Raw genomic sequence first — 19,246 nt, forward strand, 5'->3', positions numbered from 1 at the left:
TGTGAAGAAGGAGAGAGACGTGTCATCTCGTGGTGAGGAAAAGCCTCAAAATAAAAGCATTTCCAATGGTGATGCGACCGACGGAAGAGGTGCTCTTGTCGCATATATTCGCATAGGTTTCATTGGTCTTGCAGTGGTGGTACAAGTGCTGTTCACTCTGTTGGTCGAGCGGTTTGTGCGCACCTACGCAGCGCCTATATATCTGCTTGTTGACCTCTTGGCTCTGATCGTGGTCATTTACTTTGTGAATCGGCAGACCAGTTCGGCAATGCGCATTGCCTGGATTGTTTTCATCCTCATAGCACCTTTCCTGGGAGTGTGCCTCTATTACGCATGGGGCAGGGTGGATTTCAATCGCAGTGAACGTGGGAAATTCAAAGAGTCCATGGACAAGGGGTTCTCGCATATTCCTATTGATGAAGAGTATTCACGCAAATTAGCCGCCAAACACCCCGGTGATGCGAAATATATCTCTGCGTTGAACAGGGCGCATTTCCCGGCCTTCGAACATACCAAGATGAGATATTTCCCCATTGGTGAGGAATATTTCGAAAGTCTGATCGAGGATGTTGAGCAGGCGGAGCGTTATATTTTCATCGACTATTTCATCATCGGCACGGGAGTGCTCTGGAATCGTATTCATGAGGTGCTGCTCGCAAAAATAAGCCATGGCGTTGAAGTTCGCATTATGTATGACGATATGGGCAGCCTATTCACTGTATCCGGTCATTTCTTGCGACGATTGCGCAATGAAGGTTTCAAAGCAACGGTATTCAGCCCTGCGCAACGCTTCGTTTCGAAAATGTATCTCAATTACCGCAATCATCAGAAAATCGTGGTCATTGATGGTTCTATCGGGTATACCGGCGGTGTGAATCTGGCTGATGAATATGTCAATATCGAGAGTCGACTGGGCAAATGGAAGGATGTGGGCATTCGCCTAGAGGGCGAAGCCGTACGCAGTTTGACAGTGCAGTTCCTGCAAATGTGGGATGTTGCCGATCGCAGCGATTCGGATTATGAACGATATCTGGCCACTGCCGGAGTTGAGATGGGCGCTGAGGAGCAAGTCGTGGATTCACAACTCCTTGCCGCCGAAACAGGGGATGGAAGCGATCAGGCAGGTACTCGGGATGGTGGAGTGGATGCAAATCGCGGTGTAGATACAGATAACGGAACGGATGCACGAGAGTATGCCCACGATGCCGCATCGGATTCATTGCCACAAGAGCCAGGGGAGGCATATTGCATTCCATACGCCGATGGTCCGCATAATAAGTCGAGCAATCCTGCGCTCGATCTTGTCAGCCAGGCGATAGGCAGTGCGAATGGCTATATTTGGTTGACAACTCCATATCTTGTGTTGGACCATGAGATGATCGCTCAGCTGTGCCTGGCGGCCCGTGGCGGTGTGGATGTGCGAATCGCCACGCCAGGAAAGAATGATCACTGGTATGTGCGATATGTCAATAATCATAATTTCCGGGCTCTTATCGCTGCCGGAGTGAAGATATACGCATATACTCCAGGATTCATCCATGCCAAGGTGATGCTGTGGGATGACAGATGCGTCACAGTGGGAACAGTGAATGTTGATCTGCGTAGTTTTTATCTGAATTACGAAAACGGCGTATTCGTCAGTGGAGATTTGGTCGTTGCCGATATCAAAGAGGATCTGGAAGAGATATGGGAGGAGTCTCGTCTATTGACGGACGAGGATATGAAAGCGTTGCCTTGGTGGCACAGGATGTTCGGCGCATTCCTCAATATCTTTGCACCATTGATGTGAGTCGGGCTTTGGTTTGCGGTGCCTGAAGGCTCATCGAGGTGGTTTGCATCGGGCCGGCATGATTCGGGATGCGCTGTGTGAGTTGACCGAAACCATTGCGCGTGTGCCGTCTGTGGGGTGGCGAGCAGGGCATGGTTGCTCTGAGATGTGTCGCAGGACACTTTGCATGATGCGTGCAGGCCGTGCCACGACACAACTCGGCTTTAAAAGTTGTTCCAAAATCACTGCATGCGATGCATAAAAAATTCGGTCAAGATTCACGCATCCCTTGCGCTGTGCCTGTTGTCGGAGAAATTCAGCAAATCGACAGGAATTTGCCCATCTCACAGTGAGGACAAAATCACCATTCGACATTATTACTCGCTATAACAGAGCGGTACAGGCACGAGAGGACGGAGTCAGTCGCACACAATGCGCAGTACCCGTCGGTCGCATTTATTCGATACCTCGTGCCGCTTTTCGTGCACTCGGTATCCGAGTCGTTTACTACCAGCTGTATGTACGACCGGTGCCGTGGAAGAAGGAGTATAGGATGAACGCCAAGTTCACCGGGAAGCTGATGGCGGCGGGTGCAGCCGTTGCCATGTCAATATCCCTGGGGGCATGCTCCGGCGGCGATATGGTCGAGCAGAACGGGGCAAGTGTTTCCATATCAGGCGACACTATCGTTATCGGCTCGGTCACCACCAATTCAGGTGCCGCCGCAGCATACGGTGAGGCCGAGGTCAAAGGTTTTGAGCAGGCCATCGCCGAAATCAACGAAGCAGGAGGGATCTTCGGTAAGAAGGTCAAGCTGGAAAGCATGGATGACAAAGGCGACGTGACCGAGGTGTCCAACGCCTTCAATCGTCTTTCAGGCAACAGGTCCGTTATCGCGGTCGCAGGTCCGACCATTTCGGCCACCACGGCTGCTGTCGCACCGTTGGCAGATGCCAGCAAACTGTTGTCGGTCGCTCCCGCTGCCACTGCAGACTCCATTGAAACAGGCAATTATATGTTCCGCGCCTGCTTCAAGGATTCATATCAGGGTGAAGTCGCTGCCAAATTCGCAGCGGAGAATCTCAAGGTCAAGAAGGTAGCCGTGCTTTATGGAACCGGTGATGCATATTCATCCGGAACTGCAGAGGCCTTTGTGAATACGGCCAAGCAGCTGGTCTAGAAGTCGTGGCTCAGGTGAGCTCATCGAGCGCCGATGATACCGAGTATTCCTCACAGCTGCAGAAGGTGCAGGCGGCAGGTGCTGAATTCCTGTATGCACCGTATTACTACTCGGTCGCAGGACCATATATCATTCCGCAGGCGCGATCCGTTGGATACCAAGGCATCATCATGGGCCCTGACGGATACGACGGCTTGCAGCTTACCGATAACACTGCTGCATATAACAATGTGTATTACACCACGCATTACTCTCCGGATGACACTTCCAACAAGAAGGTGCAGGAGTTCATCAACGCCTATCGGAAGAATAATGGCGCCGATCCGAATACCTTCTCGGCATTGGGTTATGACACCATCTACATGATCAAAGACGCCATTGAGAAGGCCGGTGACGGGGCAACCCGTGAAGAGGTGCGCAATGCCTTGGCGGGATTGCATTTCGATGGCGTGACCGGTTCCTTCACCTTGGACAAGACCGGTTCTCCTAAGAAGTCGGTTATTGTGCTCACGATCAAGGACGGCAAGCCGACGTATTCCACCACTGTGAATCCGTCGTGATGCATCATGTCAGAAACCACAACTAGGTCGACCAGTCGATTGCTGCTTCGACCACTTCAGCCGTGCCAATCGCGCTGCATACGTCAAATGAATACTAACTATTTCGAAGAGATTTCAATGTGTAGAGGAAAGGGGGAGCGATGGACAGCCAAATAATCCTATTCATAAGCCAGATCTTCAATGGTCTGAAAATCGGAAGCGTGTACTCGCTAGTGGCCTTGGGATACACCATGGTGTACGGCATCATCCGATTGATTAACTTCGCCCACGGCGACTTCATCATGGTCGGGTCATATGCGCTTATGCTCATCATCCCGTTGATGATTGCCATGGGTCTGCCGGCATGGACAGCCATTATTCCGGCCATCCTGCTGTGCGTGGCAGTGGGCATCATCGTGGAAAAGGCGGCATACAAGCCGGTGCGTGAAAAGGGCAATAGCATGACGGCCCTGATTACCGCAATCGCCATGAGCCTGTTGCTGGAAAACGGCGCACAGGCTGTGTTCGGAGCGGATTACCAAACGGTTCCCACTATTTTCCATCTGCCTTCGCTGAGTCTGGGAACATTGAATATCAGCGGTGATACCGTGCTCACCATTGTTTTGGGCATTGTCATCATGGTCGGATTGCAGCTGTTCGTCAAATACACCAAACACGGCAAGGCGATGCGTGCGGTATCGGAGGATAAGGAAGCATCGGTGCTTATGGGCATCAATGTCAACTCCACGATCACCCTCACCTTCGCCATCGGTGCTGGTCTGGCTGCTGTGGCCGCACTAATGTATTGCGCTGCATATCCTCAGGTTTCACCGATGATGGGTGCCATGCTCGGCCTCAAAGCCTTCGTCGCTGCGGTTCTCGGTGGCATCGGCTCCATTCCAGGTGCCATGATCGGTGGTATTTCCATAGGCATTATCGAAAGTCTGAGCAAGGCATATATTGATACGCTTACCGGCGGCATCATCACTTCGGCGTTCTCCGATGCCATCGTATTTGCAATTTTGATTATCGTGCTGTTGGTCAAGCCGACTGGCATCATGGGCAAGAACGTCGGGGAGAAGGTGTGATCATGAAGAAAAGCATGCTTTCCATCAAACAGTCCTATGGCGTGGGAGCCTTGGAATCCTTGCGATTTTCGGCATTCTTATGCTGGTGTGCGAGACGGGGACTGCAACGCTGTATATCAAGAGCATTATGATGACGGCTTGCATCGCCATCATAATGACGACTTCGTTGAATCTCACAATCGGTGTTCTTGGCCAGCTGACGTTGGGCTGCTGCGGTTTCCAAGCGATCGGTGCATACACCGCCGCATTGCTGAGCAAACTGCTGGTGGCCAATGGCGTGGTTATGGATGATACCGTGCGTTTCCTGTTGGTGACGATTATTGGCGGCGTGGTCGCCTGCATTTTCGGCATCCTCGTCGGTATTCCTGCTCTGCGTTTGCGCGGCGATTATCTGGCGATTATCACATTGGGCTTCGGTGAGATCATCCGCGTGATCATCCAGAATCTGAAATTCGCTGGTGGCGCCGGTCTTGACAAGGGCCAAGCGGGTCAGGCATTGATCGGCATCGACCGATTGGCGAATCTGTATGTGGTGTTCTGGATCACCGTAGTCACTGTCGTTGTGCTCTTCATGTTCGGACGTTCCAAATACGGCCGTGCAGTCAAGGCGATTCGTGATGACGAGATCGCAGCCAGTGCTTCGGGACTCAATACCACCTATCTCAAGGTTATGGTATTCGCCATTTCCGCATTCTTCGCAGGTATTGCAGGCGGTATTTTCGCACAATACATCGGTTCGCTGACCCCTGCGATGTCCGGATGGCTCTATTCCATCAACTACGTGATTATGGTGGTCTTCGGCGGCATGGGTTCGATTACTGGCTCCATAGTCTCTGCAATTGGCTTGACCGTGCTTCCCGAGTTGCTGCGTGCATTTGCGGAATACCGCATGCTCGTCTACTCGGTGGCTTTGGTTTTGGTGATGATCTTCCGTCCGCAGGGCATCTTCGGATCCTGGGAGTTCTCGCTGCCCAAGTTGATCAATCGCATTTTCTATCCCAAGCGCCAAAGCAATGATGGCAATCCGGATAATGCGGACTCGAAAGGGCAGACAGAGAAAACGCGCACTGGCGTAGCTCAGCGCACAGCCCAGAAGGAAGCTGCGGTGGGTGTGGCACATTCGGATGCATCCTTGGCAAAGCCGGTTCTGAAAGCGTCAACTCAAGGTGAAGAGGTGCAATGATGAGTGAACCCATACTTCGCGCCGAGCATTTGGGCATCACCTTTGGTGGTCTGAAAGCCGTATCCGATTTCAATATCACCATCGGCAAAGGTGAATTGGTCGGTTTGATCGGTCCTAACGGTGCTGGAAAAACCACGGTTTTCAATCTGCTCACCGGCGTATACAAGCCGACCGAAGGCGAATTCTGGCTCGACGGCCAACCGATGAGTGGGAAGAAAACGCATCAGGTTGTGCGAGCAGGCATAGCACGTACTTTCCAGAACATCAGGCTCTTCAAGCAGATGACTGTGGAAGAAAACGTTTTGGTGGCCTTCAATGAGTCCTTCTCCTATGGTGTTGGCGGTGCGATTTTCCGTACGCCACGTTTTTGGAGGCAAGAACATGAGATGCACGCCAAAGCCATCGAACTGCTGAAGATTTTCGGATTGGATGGTTTGGCTGCAACGCAGGCGGAAAATCTGCCATATGGACAGCAGCGCAAATTGGAGATTGCACGAGCTCTCGCCACTGGCATGAAACTGCTCTTGTTGGATGAGCCCGCGGCCGGTATGAACCCGACGGAAACCGAAGATCTGCTGGAATGCATCACCATAATCCGCAAGAGATTCGGCATTGCGATCCTGCTGATCGAACATGATATGAGCCTCGTGATGAATGTATGCGAGCGCATCAATGTGCTGGATTACGGACGTGTCATCGCTTCGGGAACGCCTGAGGAAATCGCCAATAATCCGCAGGTGATTGCGGCATATCTGGGCAGCGACGATGATGCTGAAGACGACGCCGGAGACGGCAATGATGGTGAGAGGGAGTGATATCTGATGCTGAAAATCGATAATCTCAATGTTTCCTACGGCGCCATCGATGCTGTCAAAGGCATCTCACTCACGGTCAACGACGGTGAGATCGTATCGCTCATCGGAGCCAATGGTGCTGGCAAAACCACGACACTGCACACCATAACCGGCTTGGTGCCGGCGAAATCCGGTTCGATTACCTTTGACGGCCATGATCTGCTCAATACGCCGAGTAATAAGATCGTGACGCTTGGTATGGCGCATATTCCAGAGGGACGTCATGTGTTTACGCGCATGAGCGTGCAGGAAAATCTGGAGATGGGGGCATACAGCCTCAAGGATCAGTCTGGGCTTCAGAAGGATCTTGATCGTGTCTTCGGTCTGTTCCCTCGGTTGAAGGAACGTCGTCATCAGTTGGCTGGAACGCTTTCCGGTGGCGAGCAGCAGATGCTGGCGATGGGACGCGCTCTGATGAGTCATCCCACGATGATTCTGATGGACGAGCCTTCTATGGGCCTGTCGCCGTTGATGGTGAAGGAGATTTTCTCGATTATCACCCGTCTGCATGATCAGGGCATAACTGTGCTGCTGGTTGAGCAGAATGCAAAGATGGCGTTGTCTATTGCGGATCGTGCCTATGTGCTGGAGACCGGTCGCATCACCATGCAGGGCGATGCCGATGATTTGCTGCATGACGAAAAGGTGCGCAAGGCGTATTTGGGCGCGTAATCGTCATCCATGTTTCTGGGTTAGGGCGTTCACAAGCCACGGATTCGCGGTTTGTGAACGCCTTTTATATTGTAATGTGCGGATTGGCGATATTTTGTGCTAACAGGTTGCAGAAGAAACCAAACAGACATTGTTCCGCGTTCCGCTTGATAGCATGCCCATTGCGTGCCCATAGCTTGCCCATTGCGTGCACCGTTTTGGGATGCAAGGCTACTGTGCAATGGTAGGCTGTCGGATAGTGAAGTAATCCGGTCAGGGAGGTCTCATTGAACAGGATTCGCAGCATTGATGACGAATCGTTATCCCAAGCAGCTCAGATTGTGCGCGATGGAGGGCTTGTTGTGGTCCCCACCGATACCGTGTACGGAATTGCCTGCGATCCTTTCAATGCCGATGCCATAGAGCGGATATATGAGATGAAACACAGGCCACGCTTCAAGGCTTTGCAAGTGCTTATGGCTTCTGTCGACGAGTTGGATGCGTTGCAGTTAGAGCTTCCCGCGCCTCTCAATCGTTTGGCTGCGGCATTTTTGCCCGGCGCCTTCTCGCCCATTGCACTGGCCCAGGAAGGCAGCGACCTGAAAACCCTGCACGATGACGGCCAGGGCAATCGAACCCAGGGAATCCGCGTGCCGAATTCAGCGCTGTCATTGCGTGTGCTGCGTGCGACAGGGCCTTTGGCGTGTTCAAGTGCAAACCGTTCGGGCAATGAGAGCGCACAAACCGTTCAAGAAGCGTATGAGGCATTCGGAGAGGGCGTAGATTTGTATTTGGATGGCGGCCCGACTCAGGGTCATGTGGCCAGTACTGTGGTGGCTGCTGATAGTCATGGTCGCGACGGCATTGCCATCCTGAGAGAAGGCGTTATCGACCAAGCCACGATCCGCCGTGCATTGCACATGAACGGCGGGGGATTGGGCGCATGAGGGTTTATCTGTTCATAGCCGCAATCGCAGGAGGTGCGACTTGGCTTGTCACCCCGCTGATCCGGCATCTGGCGATTTCGATTGGTGCGGTGGGCAAGGTCCGAGCCCGCGATGTGCATACCATACCCACCCCGCGCATGGGTGGCCTGGGCATGTTGATAGGCTTCGTCGTCTCCATGCTGTTTGCCAGTCGAATGCCTTTCATCAGCGGATTGTTCATGGAAAGTCAGCAGGCTTGGGTCGTTGTGGCCGGAGCCGTGATGATTTGCTTGCTGGGTATGGCCGATGATCTGTGGGATTTGGACTGGATGCTCAAGCTATCCGGCCAGTTGCTGATTTCGGTGTTCGTGGCTTGGGGCGGATTGCAGATCATCTCGCTGCCCTTGGGTTCTTTGGTGACTGCTTCTCCCAGCCTGTCCATTGCCATTACCGCCTTCCTGATTGTGGCATCGATCAATGCGGTGAACTTCGTGGATGGTTTGGACGGACTTGCTTCGGGAATCGTGGCCATCGGAGGTATCGCTTTCGCTGTCTACTCATATATTCTGGCTCGATCCTCACCAAGTTATGCCTCGATGGCCACATTGATCGACGTGGCTCTTGTCGGCATTTGCGTTGGTTTCATATTGCATAATTGGCATCCGGCGAAGTTGTTCATGGGGGATTCCGGATCGATGCTGTTGGGATATCTCATTACCTGTGCGTCGATTATCATGACCGGTCATTTGGATCCGGCATCCATTCATACCAGTGTGTATGTGCCGGTGTTCATGCCTATTCTGTTGCCGGTCCTGGTGCTCTTCCTGCCGGTTCTGGATATGGTACTGGCAATCGTGCGGCGCGTTGGCAAGGGGCAGTCGCCTATGCATCCAGATCGTATGCATTTGCATCACCGCATGTTGCGTATCGGGCATTCGGTGCAAGGCGCCGTGCTTATTCTGTGGGGTTGGGCGGCGCTTATCGCTTTTGGATCGCTTATGGTACTCTTCTTCAAGGTGCAGCACGTGATCATTGGCATGGTGTGTGCTGCGATTGTGCTTGCCGTAATCACCATGCTGCCGTATCTGAGGCATAGGCTGCCTGAGTTGCGTGAAGAGAACGTGGTGTTGAGCAAGGCAAAGCACACAAGCGGCAATCGTCACGAGGACGAGTGAGGGCATTCCCGCAGTTGGCTTTGCGTTATTGGCAGTACGGGGCGGGGATGTCGCCAATAGCGGGAAGGTGTGATTGCTGCGGGTGCTGAGGATAGTGTGAACGCTCAGGTTAGGGTAGCCACTGATGAGATTGAGAAAATGAGGGGGGTATAAACGCTGAGGAGTGTGTAAACACTGAGGATTCCGCGGATGCATATGCTGCCATCAGGAGCATCGTACTGATTGCGATTTCGTCCAAAACCGTGTCCGTATATCGCAATGGAAAATGGTATGTGAACGCTAGGTGTGCGTTTTCGTTTGGTATTTTGCCGACTGCTTTATCTTGAGATACGCGATATTCTGCGGTAAGCGAAGGTCTTGCGCTCATGGCAATGCGAGTGTCGCACGTCGCCAAGCACTCATATAGTGAACCTATGGCTACAACTCCTGAAGTGAATGCAGAATCTGCGTATGCTCCCGTCCCCCCAATTTTCGCCAAAATGGGCCTTGCCTATGATGACGTTCTGTTACTTCCCAACGAGACGGATGTTATCCCGTCTGAAGTAGATACAACTACTCGTTTGACGCGCGAAATCACCATGAAGGTTCCGGTGATTTCCGCGGCAATGGATACCGTGACCGAATCCGATATGGCAATTGCCATGGCTCGCAACGGCGGTATCGGTGTTCTGCACCGTAATCTTTCCATCGACGACCAGGCAGCCCAGGTCGATGTCGTCAAGCGTAGTGAATCCGGTATGATCACCGACCCGCTCACTGTCAATCCTGAAGTCAGCTTGGCTGATCTCGACAAGCTGTGCGGCAAATTCCATATCTCCGGCCTTCCTGTGGTTGATAAGGAAAACCGCTTGGTAGGCATCATCACCAACCGTGATATGCGTTTCATTCCTTCGGATGACTATGATCGCCTGAAGGTCAAGGACGTGATGACCAAGGACAATCTCATCACTGGTCCTGCCAATATTTCCAAGGAAGACGCACATCGTCTGCTGGCTCAGCATAAGGTCGAGAAGCTGCCCTTGATTGATGAAAGCGGCAAATTGGCCGGTCTGATCACTGTGAAGGACTTCGTCAAGACCGAGCAATACCCGGATGCCACCAAGGATGCCCAAGGTCGTCTCCGTGTGGCCGCGGGTATCGGATTCCTCGGTGATGCATGGCAGCGCGCTTCCGCTTTGATGGAAGCCGGCGTTGATGTGCTCGTGGTGGATACCGCCAACGGTGAGGCTCGTTTGGCTCTCGATATGATCCGTCGTTTGAAGTCTGACTCCGCGTTCAAGGATGTGCAGATCATCGGTGGCAATATCGCAACTCGTTCCGGCGCTCAGGCCATGATCGATGCCGGTGTCGATGCCGTCAAGATCGGCGTTGGTCCAGGCTCAATCTGCACCACCCGCGTGGTTGCCGGTGTTGGCGTTCCTCAGCTGACCGCGGTGTATGACGCTGCTCAGGCTTGCAAGGCTGCTGGAATTCCTTGTATCGCTGACGGAGGTATCCACTATTCCGGCGATATCGCCAAGGCTTTGGTTGCTGGCGCTGACACTGTCATGCTCGGCGGCACTTTGGCAGGAACCGAGGAGGCCCCTGGCGAAAAGGTGTTGCTGCACGGCAAGCAATACAAGCTCTATCGCGGCATGGGTTCGCTGGGAGCCATGGCGCCTCGCGGCAAGAAGAGCTATTCTAAGGATCGCTACTCAGGCCGATGTCACCTCAAGCGAAAAGGTGGTCCGGAAGGCGTTGAAGGCGAAGTTCCATACCGCGGACCACTGAATGCGGTGCTGTATCAGCTGATCGGCGGTCTGCATCAGTCCATGTTCTACGTTGGTGCTCATAACATCGGCGAATTGCATGAGAAGGGTCGTTTCATCCGTATCACCGATGCAGGTCTGCGTGAATCGCACCCTCATGACATCGTCATGACCGCTGAAGCCCCGAACTACACCGGTTTCCATAACTAAACTTCGCGCGATGAACTGACGAACTCGGATGTTCAGAACACGGCAGGTGCCGTGATCTGAAAGCTGACCCCCGTCAGAAGCGTCGTAAGCATAATGCCGTTGCAGCTAGTGTTTGCTAGCTGCAACGGCATTTGCCTATCCATTGTTCGAAGCTTGTCGCGTTTAGGGATCCGTGGGTGTCGGAGGATGTTGGAACAGCCTTTGAGCATCTCGCGAAAATTGCCAGCCACGATTTGGGAATAACGTGGATTGGTGTATGGGGGGGAGTATCGAACAGCGTCTGCTTACCTCACACTAGGCTGACTGGAGCAATCAGGGTTTCTTGAAAGCCACCGAATTCAGTGTCTCGACAACCATAGGTTTGAGCTTCGCAATCGTATTCCCTATTGCTTGATCGCGCGGGCTCAGTGGCTTTGCATCGTGATACGTTCGTATCAGAGCACACGTCCGAGGCGAGGGTTAGGCTCGTCTGTTCGGCAAAGCGTGGAAAGGCATATGCAATGGTCGACAAGAACGATGACAAGATCTATGATGCGAAGCAATCCCGTCTGATTTGGATTGATTGCGAAATGACAGGCTTGGATATTTTCAACGACGAGCTATGCGAGGTCTCTGTGGTGCCGACGGATTTTGATCTCAATGTTCTGGATGAAGGCATCGATCTGGTGATTCGACCGTCTGAACAGGCTGTCGCTCATATGAACGATTTCGTCAGGAATATGCATACTTCTTCGGGATTGGTCGATGAATGGGAACGCGAAGGCTTGGATCTTAAGGAAGCCGAACGCCAGATCGTCGCATATGTCAAGCGGTTCATTCCAGAGAACGAAAAGGCCTTGTTGGCGGGTAATTCCATTGGTTCAGACAAGAAGTTCCTGGATCGTTTCATGCCTGAGCTCATGAGCAATCTGCATTACCGTGTCATCGATGTGAGCACGCTGAAGGAACTGTCCCGTCGTTGGTATCCAAACGTCTACCTCAACAAGCCAGCCAAGCATGGCGGCCACCGTGCATTGGCGGATATCATCGAGTCCATCGATGAGTTGCGCTACTACCGCGATATGTTTTTCGTGCCGGCCCCCGGTCCGGATGAGGAGGAAGCCAAAAGAGGTGCGGAGCATATCGAAGCCACAAGCCTGCTGCGCACATACGAAGCGAATGGCAATCCGCAGGGTCGAGCCTAAGCGTCATGCAACCCTAGATAAATGTTGCTAACCCAGGGAATTTGGTGTGATGTGAGAGCAGATCTCTACGACGCGTGTGATGCCTGCTTGTCAACTCCAAGGAATTTGGTGTGATGCGTGAGCAGATCTCGACGAAGCGCGTGATGCCCGCTTGTCAACTCTAGGTAATTCGAAGTGATGCGTGTGACGCCTACTTGCAAACTCAAGACAATTCGAAGTGATGCACGAGGCAAGTCGTGCAGATCTTCGTGACTCAATACCCCGTATGCGACCCTGAGACGAATCATGAAAGGAATACTATGAGCGCACAGCCATGGACCCAAATACCTGTAGGACCACATGACATCAAGTTGGTGGTTGCGGATATGGATGGTACTTTGCTTGATGAGCATAGCGAGATTCCCGAAGAGTTCTGGCCGATGCTGGACCGTATGAACGAGCAGGGCGTGACTTTTGTTCCTGCGAGCGGCAGGCAATTGGCGACCCTGAAATCGATGTTCGGTCATATTGCGCAGAATGGCTCATATATTGCCGAAAACGGTAATATGGTGGTGTCCCACGGTCAGGTCGTGAACGTCATTGATATCCCCATGGAAGAAGTGCATTGCATGCTCGATGCTGCCCGGGACGCTTATCAACAAGGCAAATACGATATAGGCGTCGTGGTATGCGGCCTGGACCGCGCATATGTCAACCGTCGCGATGATGCGTTCCTTGCGGAATGCAGGAAGTATTACCATGAGTTGGAAATCGTTGATGATTTGTATGCGGTGCAGGATCGCGTTCTGAAGGTTGCAGTTTTTGATTTTGACGAGGCAGAGCCCATGGCTCACGCCGTGTTTGGCGGTTTTGAACAAAGTCACCAGGTTGTGGTTTCAGGCAAGCATTGGGTTGACATCATGGATCGCGATGCCGACAAGAAGCAAGGCGTGATTGCTCTACAGCGCGCTTTGGGGGTCACTCCTGCGCAAACCGCGGTATTCGGCGATTATCTCAATGACCTGTTGATGCTTGATACCGGTGAATGGTCATTCGCTATGGCAAATGCCCATCCGGACCTCAAGCGTGCAGCGCATTATGAGGCCCCTTCGAATGCTGAGCATGGCGTGCTGCAGGTTTTGCATCATTTGCTGGGCGTGTAGCTTGAGGAAATAGGTGCGCAAAATCTGGTGTGCGGTTAAGCGATGTGCGATTATGAGATGTGCCGAATGGCGCCCCAGCGAGGCTCAGGTGAGCTCGCATAGTCTGGTGATCGGTTACTAGGTGTGCGTTCAAGAGGTGTGCGCTTATGAGGTGTGCGCTTATGAGGTGAGCGTTAAGAGGAGTGTCGAATGAAATGTGAGTTACCGTGATAATCGTTTTGCTGTGAGGGCTGCTGGATCGATATTGCTGGTTTCTTGACGGCGACGTCGGTTTATTTGGTTGCCGCATTTGCATAAATAATTGTTTGCCGCATTGCGAATATCTTGGCTTTAATAGCGGTTTTGCCGAATGCTGTCCTATCAAGAACTATCGAAGGCCATCGCAGTACCAAGACACTCAGTCCGAAACACTAACCACTGAAGCACTAAACCATATCCATGAATAAAGGGAGCGATGATGAAACAGAATGACGCGCTGGCGATATTGCAATCAGGCGTAAGCACATTCATCACCGGCGCCCCGGGTGCCGGCAAGACTTTTGTGCTCAATCAGTTCATCAAGCAGGCACGCCGTGATGGATTGAGCGTTGCGGTCACCGCTTCCACGGGTATAGCTTCCACTCATATCAATGGCCAAACCATTCATTCATGGAGTGGCATAGGCGTTGCTACTGCACTTACTGATAGCCTGTTGAAAACCATACGATCACGCAGAAAACGCAAGCTGCAGGCAGCCGATATCCTCGTAATCGACGAGGTTTCTATGATGCACGCCTGGCTTTTCGATATGGTCGATCAGGTATGCCGCGCTGTGAGGCGCAGGACGGAGCCGTTTGGTGGGTTGCAAGTGGTGCTTTCCGGCGATTTCTTCCAGTTGCCTCCGGTGAGTGTTTCAAGCCGAAACTCGGATATGATTGCGCCGAGTCCTGAATATTTGGCTATGCATGAGCGGTATGCGCAAGCGGGGAAAAACCCGGAAGGATTCGTTACGGAATCCTTGGTATGGGAGGAACTGAATCCGGCAATATGCTATCTGACCGAGCAGCACCGTCAGGATGATGGGCGGTTGCTCAATGTGCTCACGGATATTCGTGAGGGCAGGGTGTCTGACCAGGACACGGCGGTGCTGTCTGGACGTTTGGGAATTTTGCCGCAGGTCGATGATGTGGCGGTGCATCTTTTCCCTGTGAACCGCCAGGCAGATGGACTCAACGATTTGAGGCTTTCCCAGATTGAACAGCCCGAGCATGTGTTTGTGGCAAAATCCACGGGACCGGCAAATTTGGTGCAACGATTGAAAAAGAACATGTTGGCCCCGGAACGTTTGATGCTTAAGAAAGGCGCTGCGGTGATGGCGTTGCGCAATGATGCCGATCGGCAGTATGTCAACGGTTCCATAGGCACGGTGCGCGGGTTTGCTTCGGATAGCAAGGGCGGCTGGCCGATCGTGGAATTTGAGAACGGCAATATCGTCACGATGAAACAGGCATCGTGGGAGATGATGGATGGTGAAACGGTGCTTGCTTCCGTTGATCAGGTGCCATTGCGTTGCGCTTGGGCGATCACGATTCATAAGTCGCAAGGCATGACATTGGACCGGGCCGTGATGGATTTGCGACGCACTTTTGCGCCGGGCATGGGATACGTCGCCTTGTCCAGGGTAGAACGGCTGGACGGCTTGTTCTTGGGTGGCATCAATGATAGGGCGTTTCTCGTGTCTTCGGATGCGGTGTTGTTGGATGACGAGTTGCGTTCGAGGTCTTCTCATGCCTCGGCTCTTTTGGAACGCGAAGGAATTGAGGCATTTCGCAAGGAGCTGCCGCCAGTAGAAGATGAATTCAGCCAGGCGGAGCTGTTCTGATTCCGGGATTTCCAGGTTTTCCGGGGACGATGCTTAACCAAGCTTCGGTATCTGCGGGGTGGTGGTGAGCCGTATTGCGAAGATGGGTGTGGGCTCTGCAGGATCCGAGGTTCCGTGTTAAGGTGATGAAGAGTCTCGCAAAATTGGCAAATTTACTGTAAATCTTATGAGAACCCAGGGTTTGTGGGCTGTGTTTTCCAGATATTCGAAGCAAACGGTTGCTGAGCCGAGTGGACTCATCTGTACTGCGGGAAAAATGATAAGAAGTCGGCATTCCGCTTTTGTTTTCGTTCAACCACTCTGCGAATAATGCCAACAAGCTCACGACGTGAGTGCTCTGTGCGCATATGCTCTTTGTCGATGGTCAGCACTTCGCAGCCGTGACCCTGTATTTTCAGGATCCGGTTCGAATCCAGCTGGATGTGGCGCTTCCCGGTATGCCAAGCCCGGCCTTGATACTCAATCACTATGCCCAATTTGGGATAGGACATGTCGACATGCCAGTTCTCACCTGTAACAGGATCCACAAATATTTCATTTACTGCGGGTCTTGGGAATCCAGACCCCTCCAAGAGAAGGCGAACTCGAGTCTCCATGGGGGAATCCGTTTTGGGAACCGTATGTTGCAGCGCCCAGCGCAGATTGCGGATTCCACGCGACGATCTCAACTCAGACACACGCCGTCGTAACTCCTGAATGCACTCGGTTCCTCTGCTGCGGTGGCGTTGACTGATTGCGTCGAGAATGACGACAAGCTCTTCTTTGCTGCAGAATGAGGCCATTTGCACGCATGTGGTGATTTCATCGGTGATAAGCACTGTGGTTTCGTCATCTATTCGAATTTCCTTTATCGACGAAGCGGCAACGAAGGTGTGATAGGTGGTGCCTTTTACGCAAGAGCGCTTGGTTTTGGTGGGCGAACAGACGTGGACGTTGTTGTTCAGGCTGTGATTGCGCGGTACGGGTAGCATGAGTAGCTTCAGTGCGGTTATGAGTCCGAAGACGGGCTGCTTTCGAGACCGTTGTTGAGTCATGAGGCACTTCTGGATTTCCCGCTTTGCTTCTTCAACAGGTTGCGCTAGTGCTTGGAATTCCGCCTGTGTTATGGGTTGGTTCGCATTCATGCCTTGAATCTACATCTTTATGGATTTTCGGCCCGGGAGAACAGGGCAATGTGGATAAAACCGCACAAGTTGAGTTTCGAGGTTCGGACAAACCACGAAAACGGCTGAATGAAGCCAGTCCAGACATCAAGGTCCACTCCGATTTTCATCTTGTGCGGTTTTACCGAGCGAGACACGCCGACTGTACTTCAAGTACTTGAAGTTCCTAGTCTTCGAAGTATGAGCACAGAATCTGTTACAACCCGCGCCGTGGAACCCCACTGGCACACCATTCGAGAGGCCTCGCTGCTTTGCGGTCTGCCGGAGAGCACTCTGCGCTATTACGAGTCCATAGGGATTCTCGGCCCGATCGCGCGTGACCCGAGTTCGGGTCACCGTTCGTACAGCGATGCCGATATGAACACACTTGATATTGTGTCCTGTCTCTCTGCGACAGGAATGCCTCTGGAAGATATGAAAGCGTATCTTCGCAATACGAAACTAGGTCAGCAAGGCGCTCAGCAGCAGATGGAGTTGCTTGATGAGCAGGCTCTCCGTCTGTCGTCCAAACTCGAGCGTTTGAAAATCCAACAGGCGTACGTCAATCTCAAACTGATGTATTGGTCGCTGGTGTCACAAGGCAAACAAGAAGAGGCCCAAGCGCTTGTTGCCGACAATAGAACCATCATTGACGAAGTAAAACAAACTAACGAGGAATAGAAGGTGGAAATTATGAATACCACACCACGGACTGCAGCAAATACCGCACACGGTCCTGCTGATTGGTTCACGGGCGATGTGTACATCGACCCGATCTCCTCTCCGGATTCTCAAACCGGATGCAATCTGAGTTCCGCGCACGTGCATTTCACTCCGGGCGCTCGCACTGCTTGGCATAACCACCCGAACGGACAACTGTTGTTCGTCACCGATGGTGTGGGCTATGTTGGTCGTCGTGATGGCAGCGTGCAGGAAATCCGCCAGGGGGATAGCGTGTGGATTGAGCCGGGCGAGGATCACTGGCATGGAGCCGCGCCTGATCATTTCATGGCTCATGTGGCTACGCTGCAAGTTGATGAACAGGGAAACGGCTCAACTTGGCTGGAGCACGTGAGCGATGAGGAATACCGCGGGGATCGCAAGTAATTGCTCAATAGGAGGTGGTGACAGTGAACAAGCGCAAGGTGGTCACGTATTTTTCGATAACGGGAACCACCGAGCGCGCAGCGCGTTTGCTGGTCGAAGCCGCTGGCGCAGATGTGGTGCCGATCGAAGCTCAGACACCGTACAGCTCGGCTGATGTGGATTGGCGAAACAAACAAAGTCGTTGCGTGGCAGAACACGAAGATCCGGCTTTACGTCCGGAAATTGCATCGGCTCCGAATGCCGGCGAATATGATGTGATTTTCCTGGGTTACCCGTTGTGGTGGGAACAAGCGCCAAACATCATTCGTTCCTTCTTGGAATCACAGCAATGGGAAGGAAAAACGATTATTCCTTTCGCGACTTCCTCATCGAGCATTTCCGGAAGTGATGGAAAGCACCTGCATTCCAGTGCGTCGGATGCTGATTGGAAAGAGGGACGTCGCATCACATATCGCGATACCGTGCAGTCTCTTGGACGGTGGATTCAACAGCTTGGCATTGAATAAACCTGCGGGCTGCGACATGCAATAGAGCTTGCGCTGGTGGCGGAAGTAATGGGCATACGGAAGAAGTGGGTATTTGAGTAAACGCGAGGGTTGCTGCAAGGAGTAGATCGCCATTGGCAGCAGTCCCAGGACTACGTGAAGCGTTTGATATGAAAGGAGATATCTATGGAACACAACACTATGAATGAGGATGCAAAGGGGCGCATTGACGCGACTGAGCGAAACATGCAGGCGCTGTTTCATCAATCAGCAGTGACGGACCAGGGCAATAACCCAGAGTTCATGCGGATTTTGCAGCGCTTTATCTTCGGCGAGGTATGCGAGGTCGGTAGCCTCGACAACCATACGCGCGAATTGGTGACAATTACCGTGCTCACAGTGAATCAGACACTGCCGCAGCTGAAGGCGCATATCAATGCATGCCTGAATGTGAAGGCGACTCCTGAGGAGATCCGCGAAGTCATCTATCAATGCGCTCCGTTTATCGGTTTCCCCAAGACCTTGAATGCCATCGCTGTAATGGATGAGGTATTCGATGATCACGGCATCGCACTTCCTATGGAAGATACGGCTACTGTCGACGAAGGCAATCGTCACGAAGTCGGCGCCTCCATTCAGGACGAGTTCTATGGCGATGAGATCAAAGAACGTTATGCCTGGTTGCCGGGCGAGTTCGCTCCGGCGGTACCGGAGTGGCTGACCTCATACGCTTTTGGCGATATTGCAAGCCGCAAAGGTCTTGAAACCCGTGAGCGGGAACTACTTATCGTGGTTATATTGGCGGCTTTGGGTGGAGCGGAAATGCAGGTGCGCTCGCATATTTCCGGTGCCATAAAAGCCGGTAATGATGCTGAGCGTATCGTGTGCGCTTTGGCTCATGCTATGCCTTATATGGGATTCCCGCGTTTCTTCAATGCGCTCAATGCCGCGCGAGAAATATTAGAGACTAAATAATGAGGTCCTGATTCTCTAGGCGCCCGTT

15 protein-coding genes and 2 pseudogenes are annotated in these 19,246 nt (G+C 52.6%); 16 read left to right on the forward strand and 1 reads right to left on the reverse strand.

Going from position 1 to position 19,246, the window contains the following annotated elements:
* The first annotated feature begins 19 nt into the window (after positions 1-19).
* The 12 genes and pseudogenes from BITS_RS08625 to BITS_RS00655 all read left to right on the forward strand — a co-directional run bounded on the left by BITS_RS08625 (position 20) and on the right by BITS_RS00655 (position 15,509).
* On the forward strand, positions 20-1,789 hold the full coding sequence (locus tag BITS_RS08625; RefSeq protein WP_026641808.1) for a phospholipase D-like domain-containing protein: 1,770 nt from the start codon (positions 20-22) through the stop codon (positions 1,787-1,789).
* A 619-nt stretch (positions 1,790-2,408) separates the two neighbouring features.
* Positions 2,409-3,508: pseudogene (locus BITS_RS00605) on the forward strand (ABC transporter substrate-binding protein).
* A 140-nt stretch (positions 3,509-3,648) separates the two neighbouring features.
* Positions 3,649-4,575, forward strand: coding sequence for a branched-chain amino acid ABC transporter permease (locus BITS_RS00610; RefSeq protein ID WP_026641810.1), 927 nt, complete (start codon positions 3,649-3,651; stop codon positions 4,573-4,575).
* A 2-nt stretch (positions 4,576-4,577) separates the two neighbouring features.
* Positions 4,578-5,758, forward strand: a pseudogene (locus tag BITS_RS00615) (branched-chain amino acid ABC transporter permease).
* On the forward strand, positions 5,758-6,573 hold the full coding sequence (locus BITS_RS00620) for an ABC transporter ATP-binding protein (RefSeq protein WP_026641811.1): 816 nt from the start codon (positions 5,758-5,760) through the stop codon (positions 6,571-6,573). The pseudogene BITS_RS00615 and the gene BITS_RS00620 overlap by 1 nt, the downstream one beginning before the upstream one ends.
* A gap of 6 nt (positions 6,574-6,579) precedes the next feature.
* On the forward strand, positions 6,580-7,284 hold the full coding sequence (locus tag BITS_RS00625) for an ABC transporter ATP-binding protein (protein WP_026641812.1): 705 nt from the start codon (positions 6,580-6,582) through the stop codon (positions 7,282-7,284).
* A 266-nt stretch (positions 7,285-7,550) separates the two neighbouring features.
* Positions 7,551-8,210, forward strand: coding sequence for an L-threonylcarbamoyladenylate synthase (locus BITS_RS00630; RefSeq protein ID WP_026641813.1), 660 nt, complete (start codon positions 7,551-7,553; stop codon positions 8,208-8,210).
* Positions 8,207-9,364 (forward strand): MraY family glycosyltransferase, encoded by a 1,158-nt coding sequence (locus BITS_RS00635; protein ID WP_026641814.1) that lies wholly within the window; start codon positions 8,207-8,209, stop codon positions 9,362-9,364. Before BITS_RS00630 ends, BITS_RS00635 begins: the two co-directional genes overlap by 4 nt.
* 413 nt (positions 9,365-9,777) lie before the next feature.
* Positions 9,778-11,322, forward strand: a complete 1,545-nt coding sequence (guaB, locus tag BITS_RS00640; RefSeq protein ID WP_044259196.1) for an IMP dehydrogenase — start codon at positions 9,778-9,780, stop codon at positions 11,320-11,322.
* A 500-nt stretch (positions 11,323-11,822) separates the two neighbouring features.
* The gene (gene orn / locus BITS_RS00645; protein ID WP_026641816.1) at positions 11,823-12,506 is read left to right on the forward strand and encodes an oligoribonuclease; all 684 of its coding nucleotides are present in this window, start codon (positions 11,823-11,825) and stop codon (positions 12,504-12,506) included.
* A 299-nt stretch (positions 12,507-12,805) separates the two neighbouring features.
* The gene (locus BITS_RS00650; protein WP_026641817.1) at positions 12,806-13,648 is read left to right on the forward strand and encodes a Cof-type HAD-IIB family hydrolase; all 843 of its coding nucleotides are present in this window, start codon (positions 12,806-12,808) and stop codon (positions 13,646-13,648) included.
* A gap of 457 nt (positions 13,649-14,105) precedes the next feature.
* Positions 14,106-15,509 (forward strand): PIF1 family DEAD/DEAH box helicase, encoded by a 1,404-nt coding sequence (locus tag BITS_RS00655; RefSeq protein WP_026641818.1) that lies wholly within the window; start codon positions 14,106-14,108, stop codon positions 15,507-15,509.
* Between the two features lie 236 nt (positions 15,510-15,745).
* On the opposite strand, the gene BITS_RS00660 is transcribed toward BITS_RS00655, so the two are convergent.
* A complete protein-coding gene (locus BITS_RS00660) occupies positions 15,746-16,633 on the reverse strand; it encodes a hypothetical protein (RefSeq protein ID WP_026641819.1) in 888 nt (295 codons plus the stop codon).
* A gap of 219 nt (positions 16,634-16,852) precedes the next feature.
* Between BITS_RS00660 and BITS_RS00665 the strand changes: the two genes are divergently transcribed.
* From BITS_RS00665 to BITS_RS00680, 4 genes are all read left to right on the forward strand, one after another.
* The gene (locus BITS_RS00665) at positions 16,853-17,332 is read left to right on the forward strand and encodes a MerR family transcriptional regulator (protein ID WP_081693496.1); all 480 of its coding nucleotides are present in this window, start codon (positions 16,853-16,855) and stop codon (positions 17,330-17,332) included.
* A gap of 12 nt (positions 17,333-17,344) precedes the next feature.
* The gene (locus BITS_RS00670) at positions 17,345-17,758 is read left to right on the forward strand and encodes a (R)-mandelonitrile lyase (RefSeq protein WP_034533687.1); all 414 of its coding nucleotides are present in this window, start codon (positions 17,345-17,347) and stop codon (positions 17,756-17,758) included.
* A 17-nt stretch (positions 17,759-17,775) separates the two neighbouring features.
* On the forward strand, positions 17,776-18,264 hold the full coding sequence (locus BITS_RS00675; protein WP_051264320.1) for a flavodoxin: 489 nt from the start codon (positions 17,776-17,778) through the stop codon (positions 18,262-18,264).
* A gap of 165 nt (positions 18,265-18,429) precedes the next feature.
* Positions 18,430-19,218: a carboxymuconolactone decarboxylase family protein gene (locus tag BITS_RS00680; protein ID WP_044259180.1), complete on the forward strand. Its 789-nt coding sequence runs from the start codon at positions 18,430-18,432 to the stop codon at positions 19,216-19,218.
* Positions 19,219-19,246 lie beyond the last annotated feature (28 nt).

This window comes from Bifidobacterium tsurumiense (assembly GCF_000741765.1).
In the GTDB taxonomy this organism is placed as follows: domain Bacteria; phylum Actinomycetota; class Actinomycetes; order Actinomycetales; family Bifidobacteriaceae; genus Bifidobacterium; species Bifidobacterium tsurumiense.

Bases quoted from the DNA above. Each gene is read 5' to 3' on its own strand.
- BITS_RS00610 (WP_026641810.1), top strand. From the start codon at position 3,649: ATGGACAGCCAAATAATCCTATTCATAAGCCAGATCTTCAATGGTCTG.
- BITS_RS00620 (WP_026641811.1), top strand. From the start codon at position 5,758: ATGAGTGAACCCATACTTCGCGCCGAGCATTTGGGCATCACCTTTGGT.
- BITS_RS00625 (WP_026641812.1), top strand. From the start codon at position 6,580: ATGCTGAAAATCGATAATCTCAATGTTTCCTACGGCGCCATCGATGCT.
- BITS_RS00635 (WP_026641814.1), top strand. From the start codon at position 8,207: ATGAGGGTTTATCTGTTCATAGCCGCAATCGCAGGAGGTGCGACTTGG.
- guaB (WP_044259196.1), top strand. From the start codon at position 9,778: ATGGCTACAACTCCTGAAGTGAATGCAGAATCTGCGTATGCTCCCGTC.
- orn (WP_026641816.1), top strand. From the start codon at position 11,823: ATGGTCGACAAGAACGATGACAAGATCTATGATGCGAAGCAATCCCGT.
- BITS_RS00650 (WP_026641817.1), top strand. From the start codon at position 12,806: ATGAGCGCACAGCCATGGACCCAAATACCTGTAGGACCACATGACATC.
- BITS_RS00655 (WP_026641818.1), top strand. From the start codon at position 14,106: ATGAAACAGAATGACGCGCTGGCGATATTGCAATCAGGCGTAAGCACA.
- BITS_RS00660 (WP_026641819.1), bottom strand. From the start codon at position 16,633: ATGAATGCGAACCAACCCATAACACAGGCGGAATTCCAAGCACTAGCG.
- BITS_RS00665 (WP_081693496.1), top strand. From the start codon at position 16,853: ATGAGCACAGAATCTGTTACAACCCGCGCCGTGGAACCCCACTGGCAC.
- BITS_RS00670 (WP_034533687.1), top strand. From the start codon at position 17,345: ATGAATACCACACCACGGACTGCAGCAAATACCGCACACGGTCCTGCT.
- BITS_RS00680 (WP_044259180.1), top strand. From the start codon at position 18,430: ATGGAACACAACACTATGAATGAGGATGCAAAGGGGCGCATTGACGCG.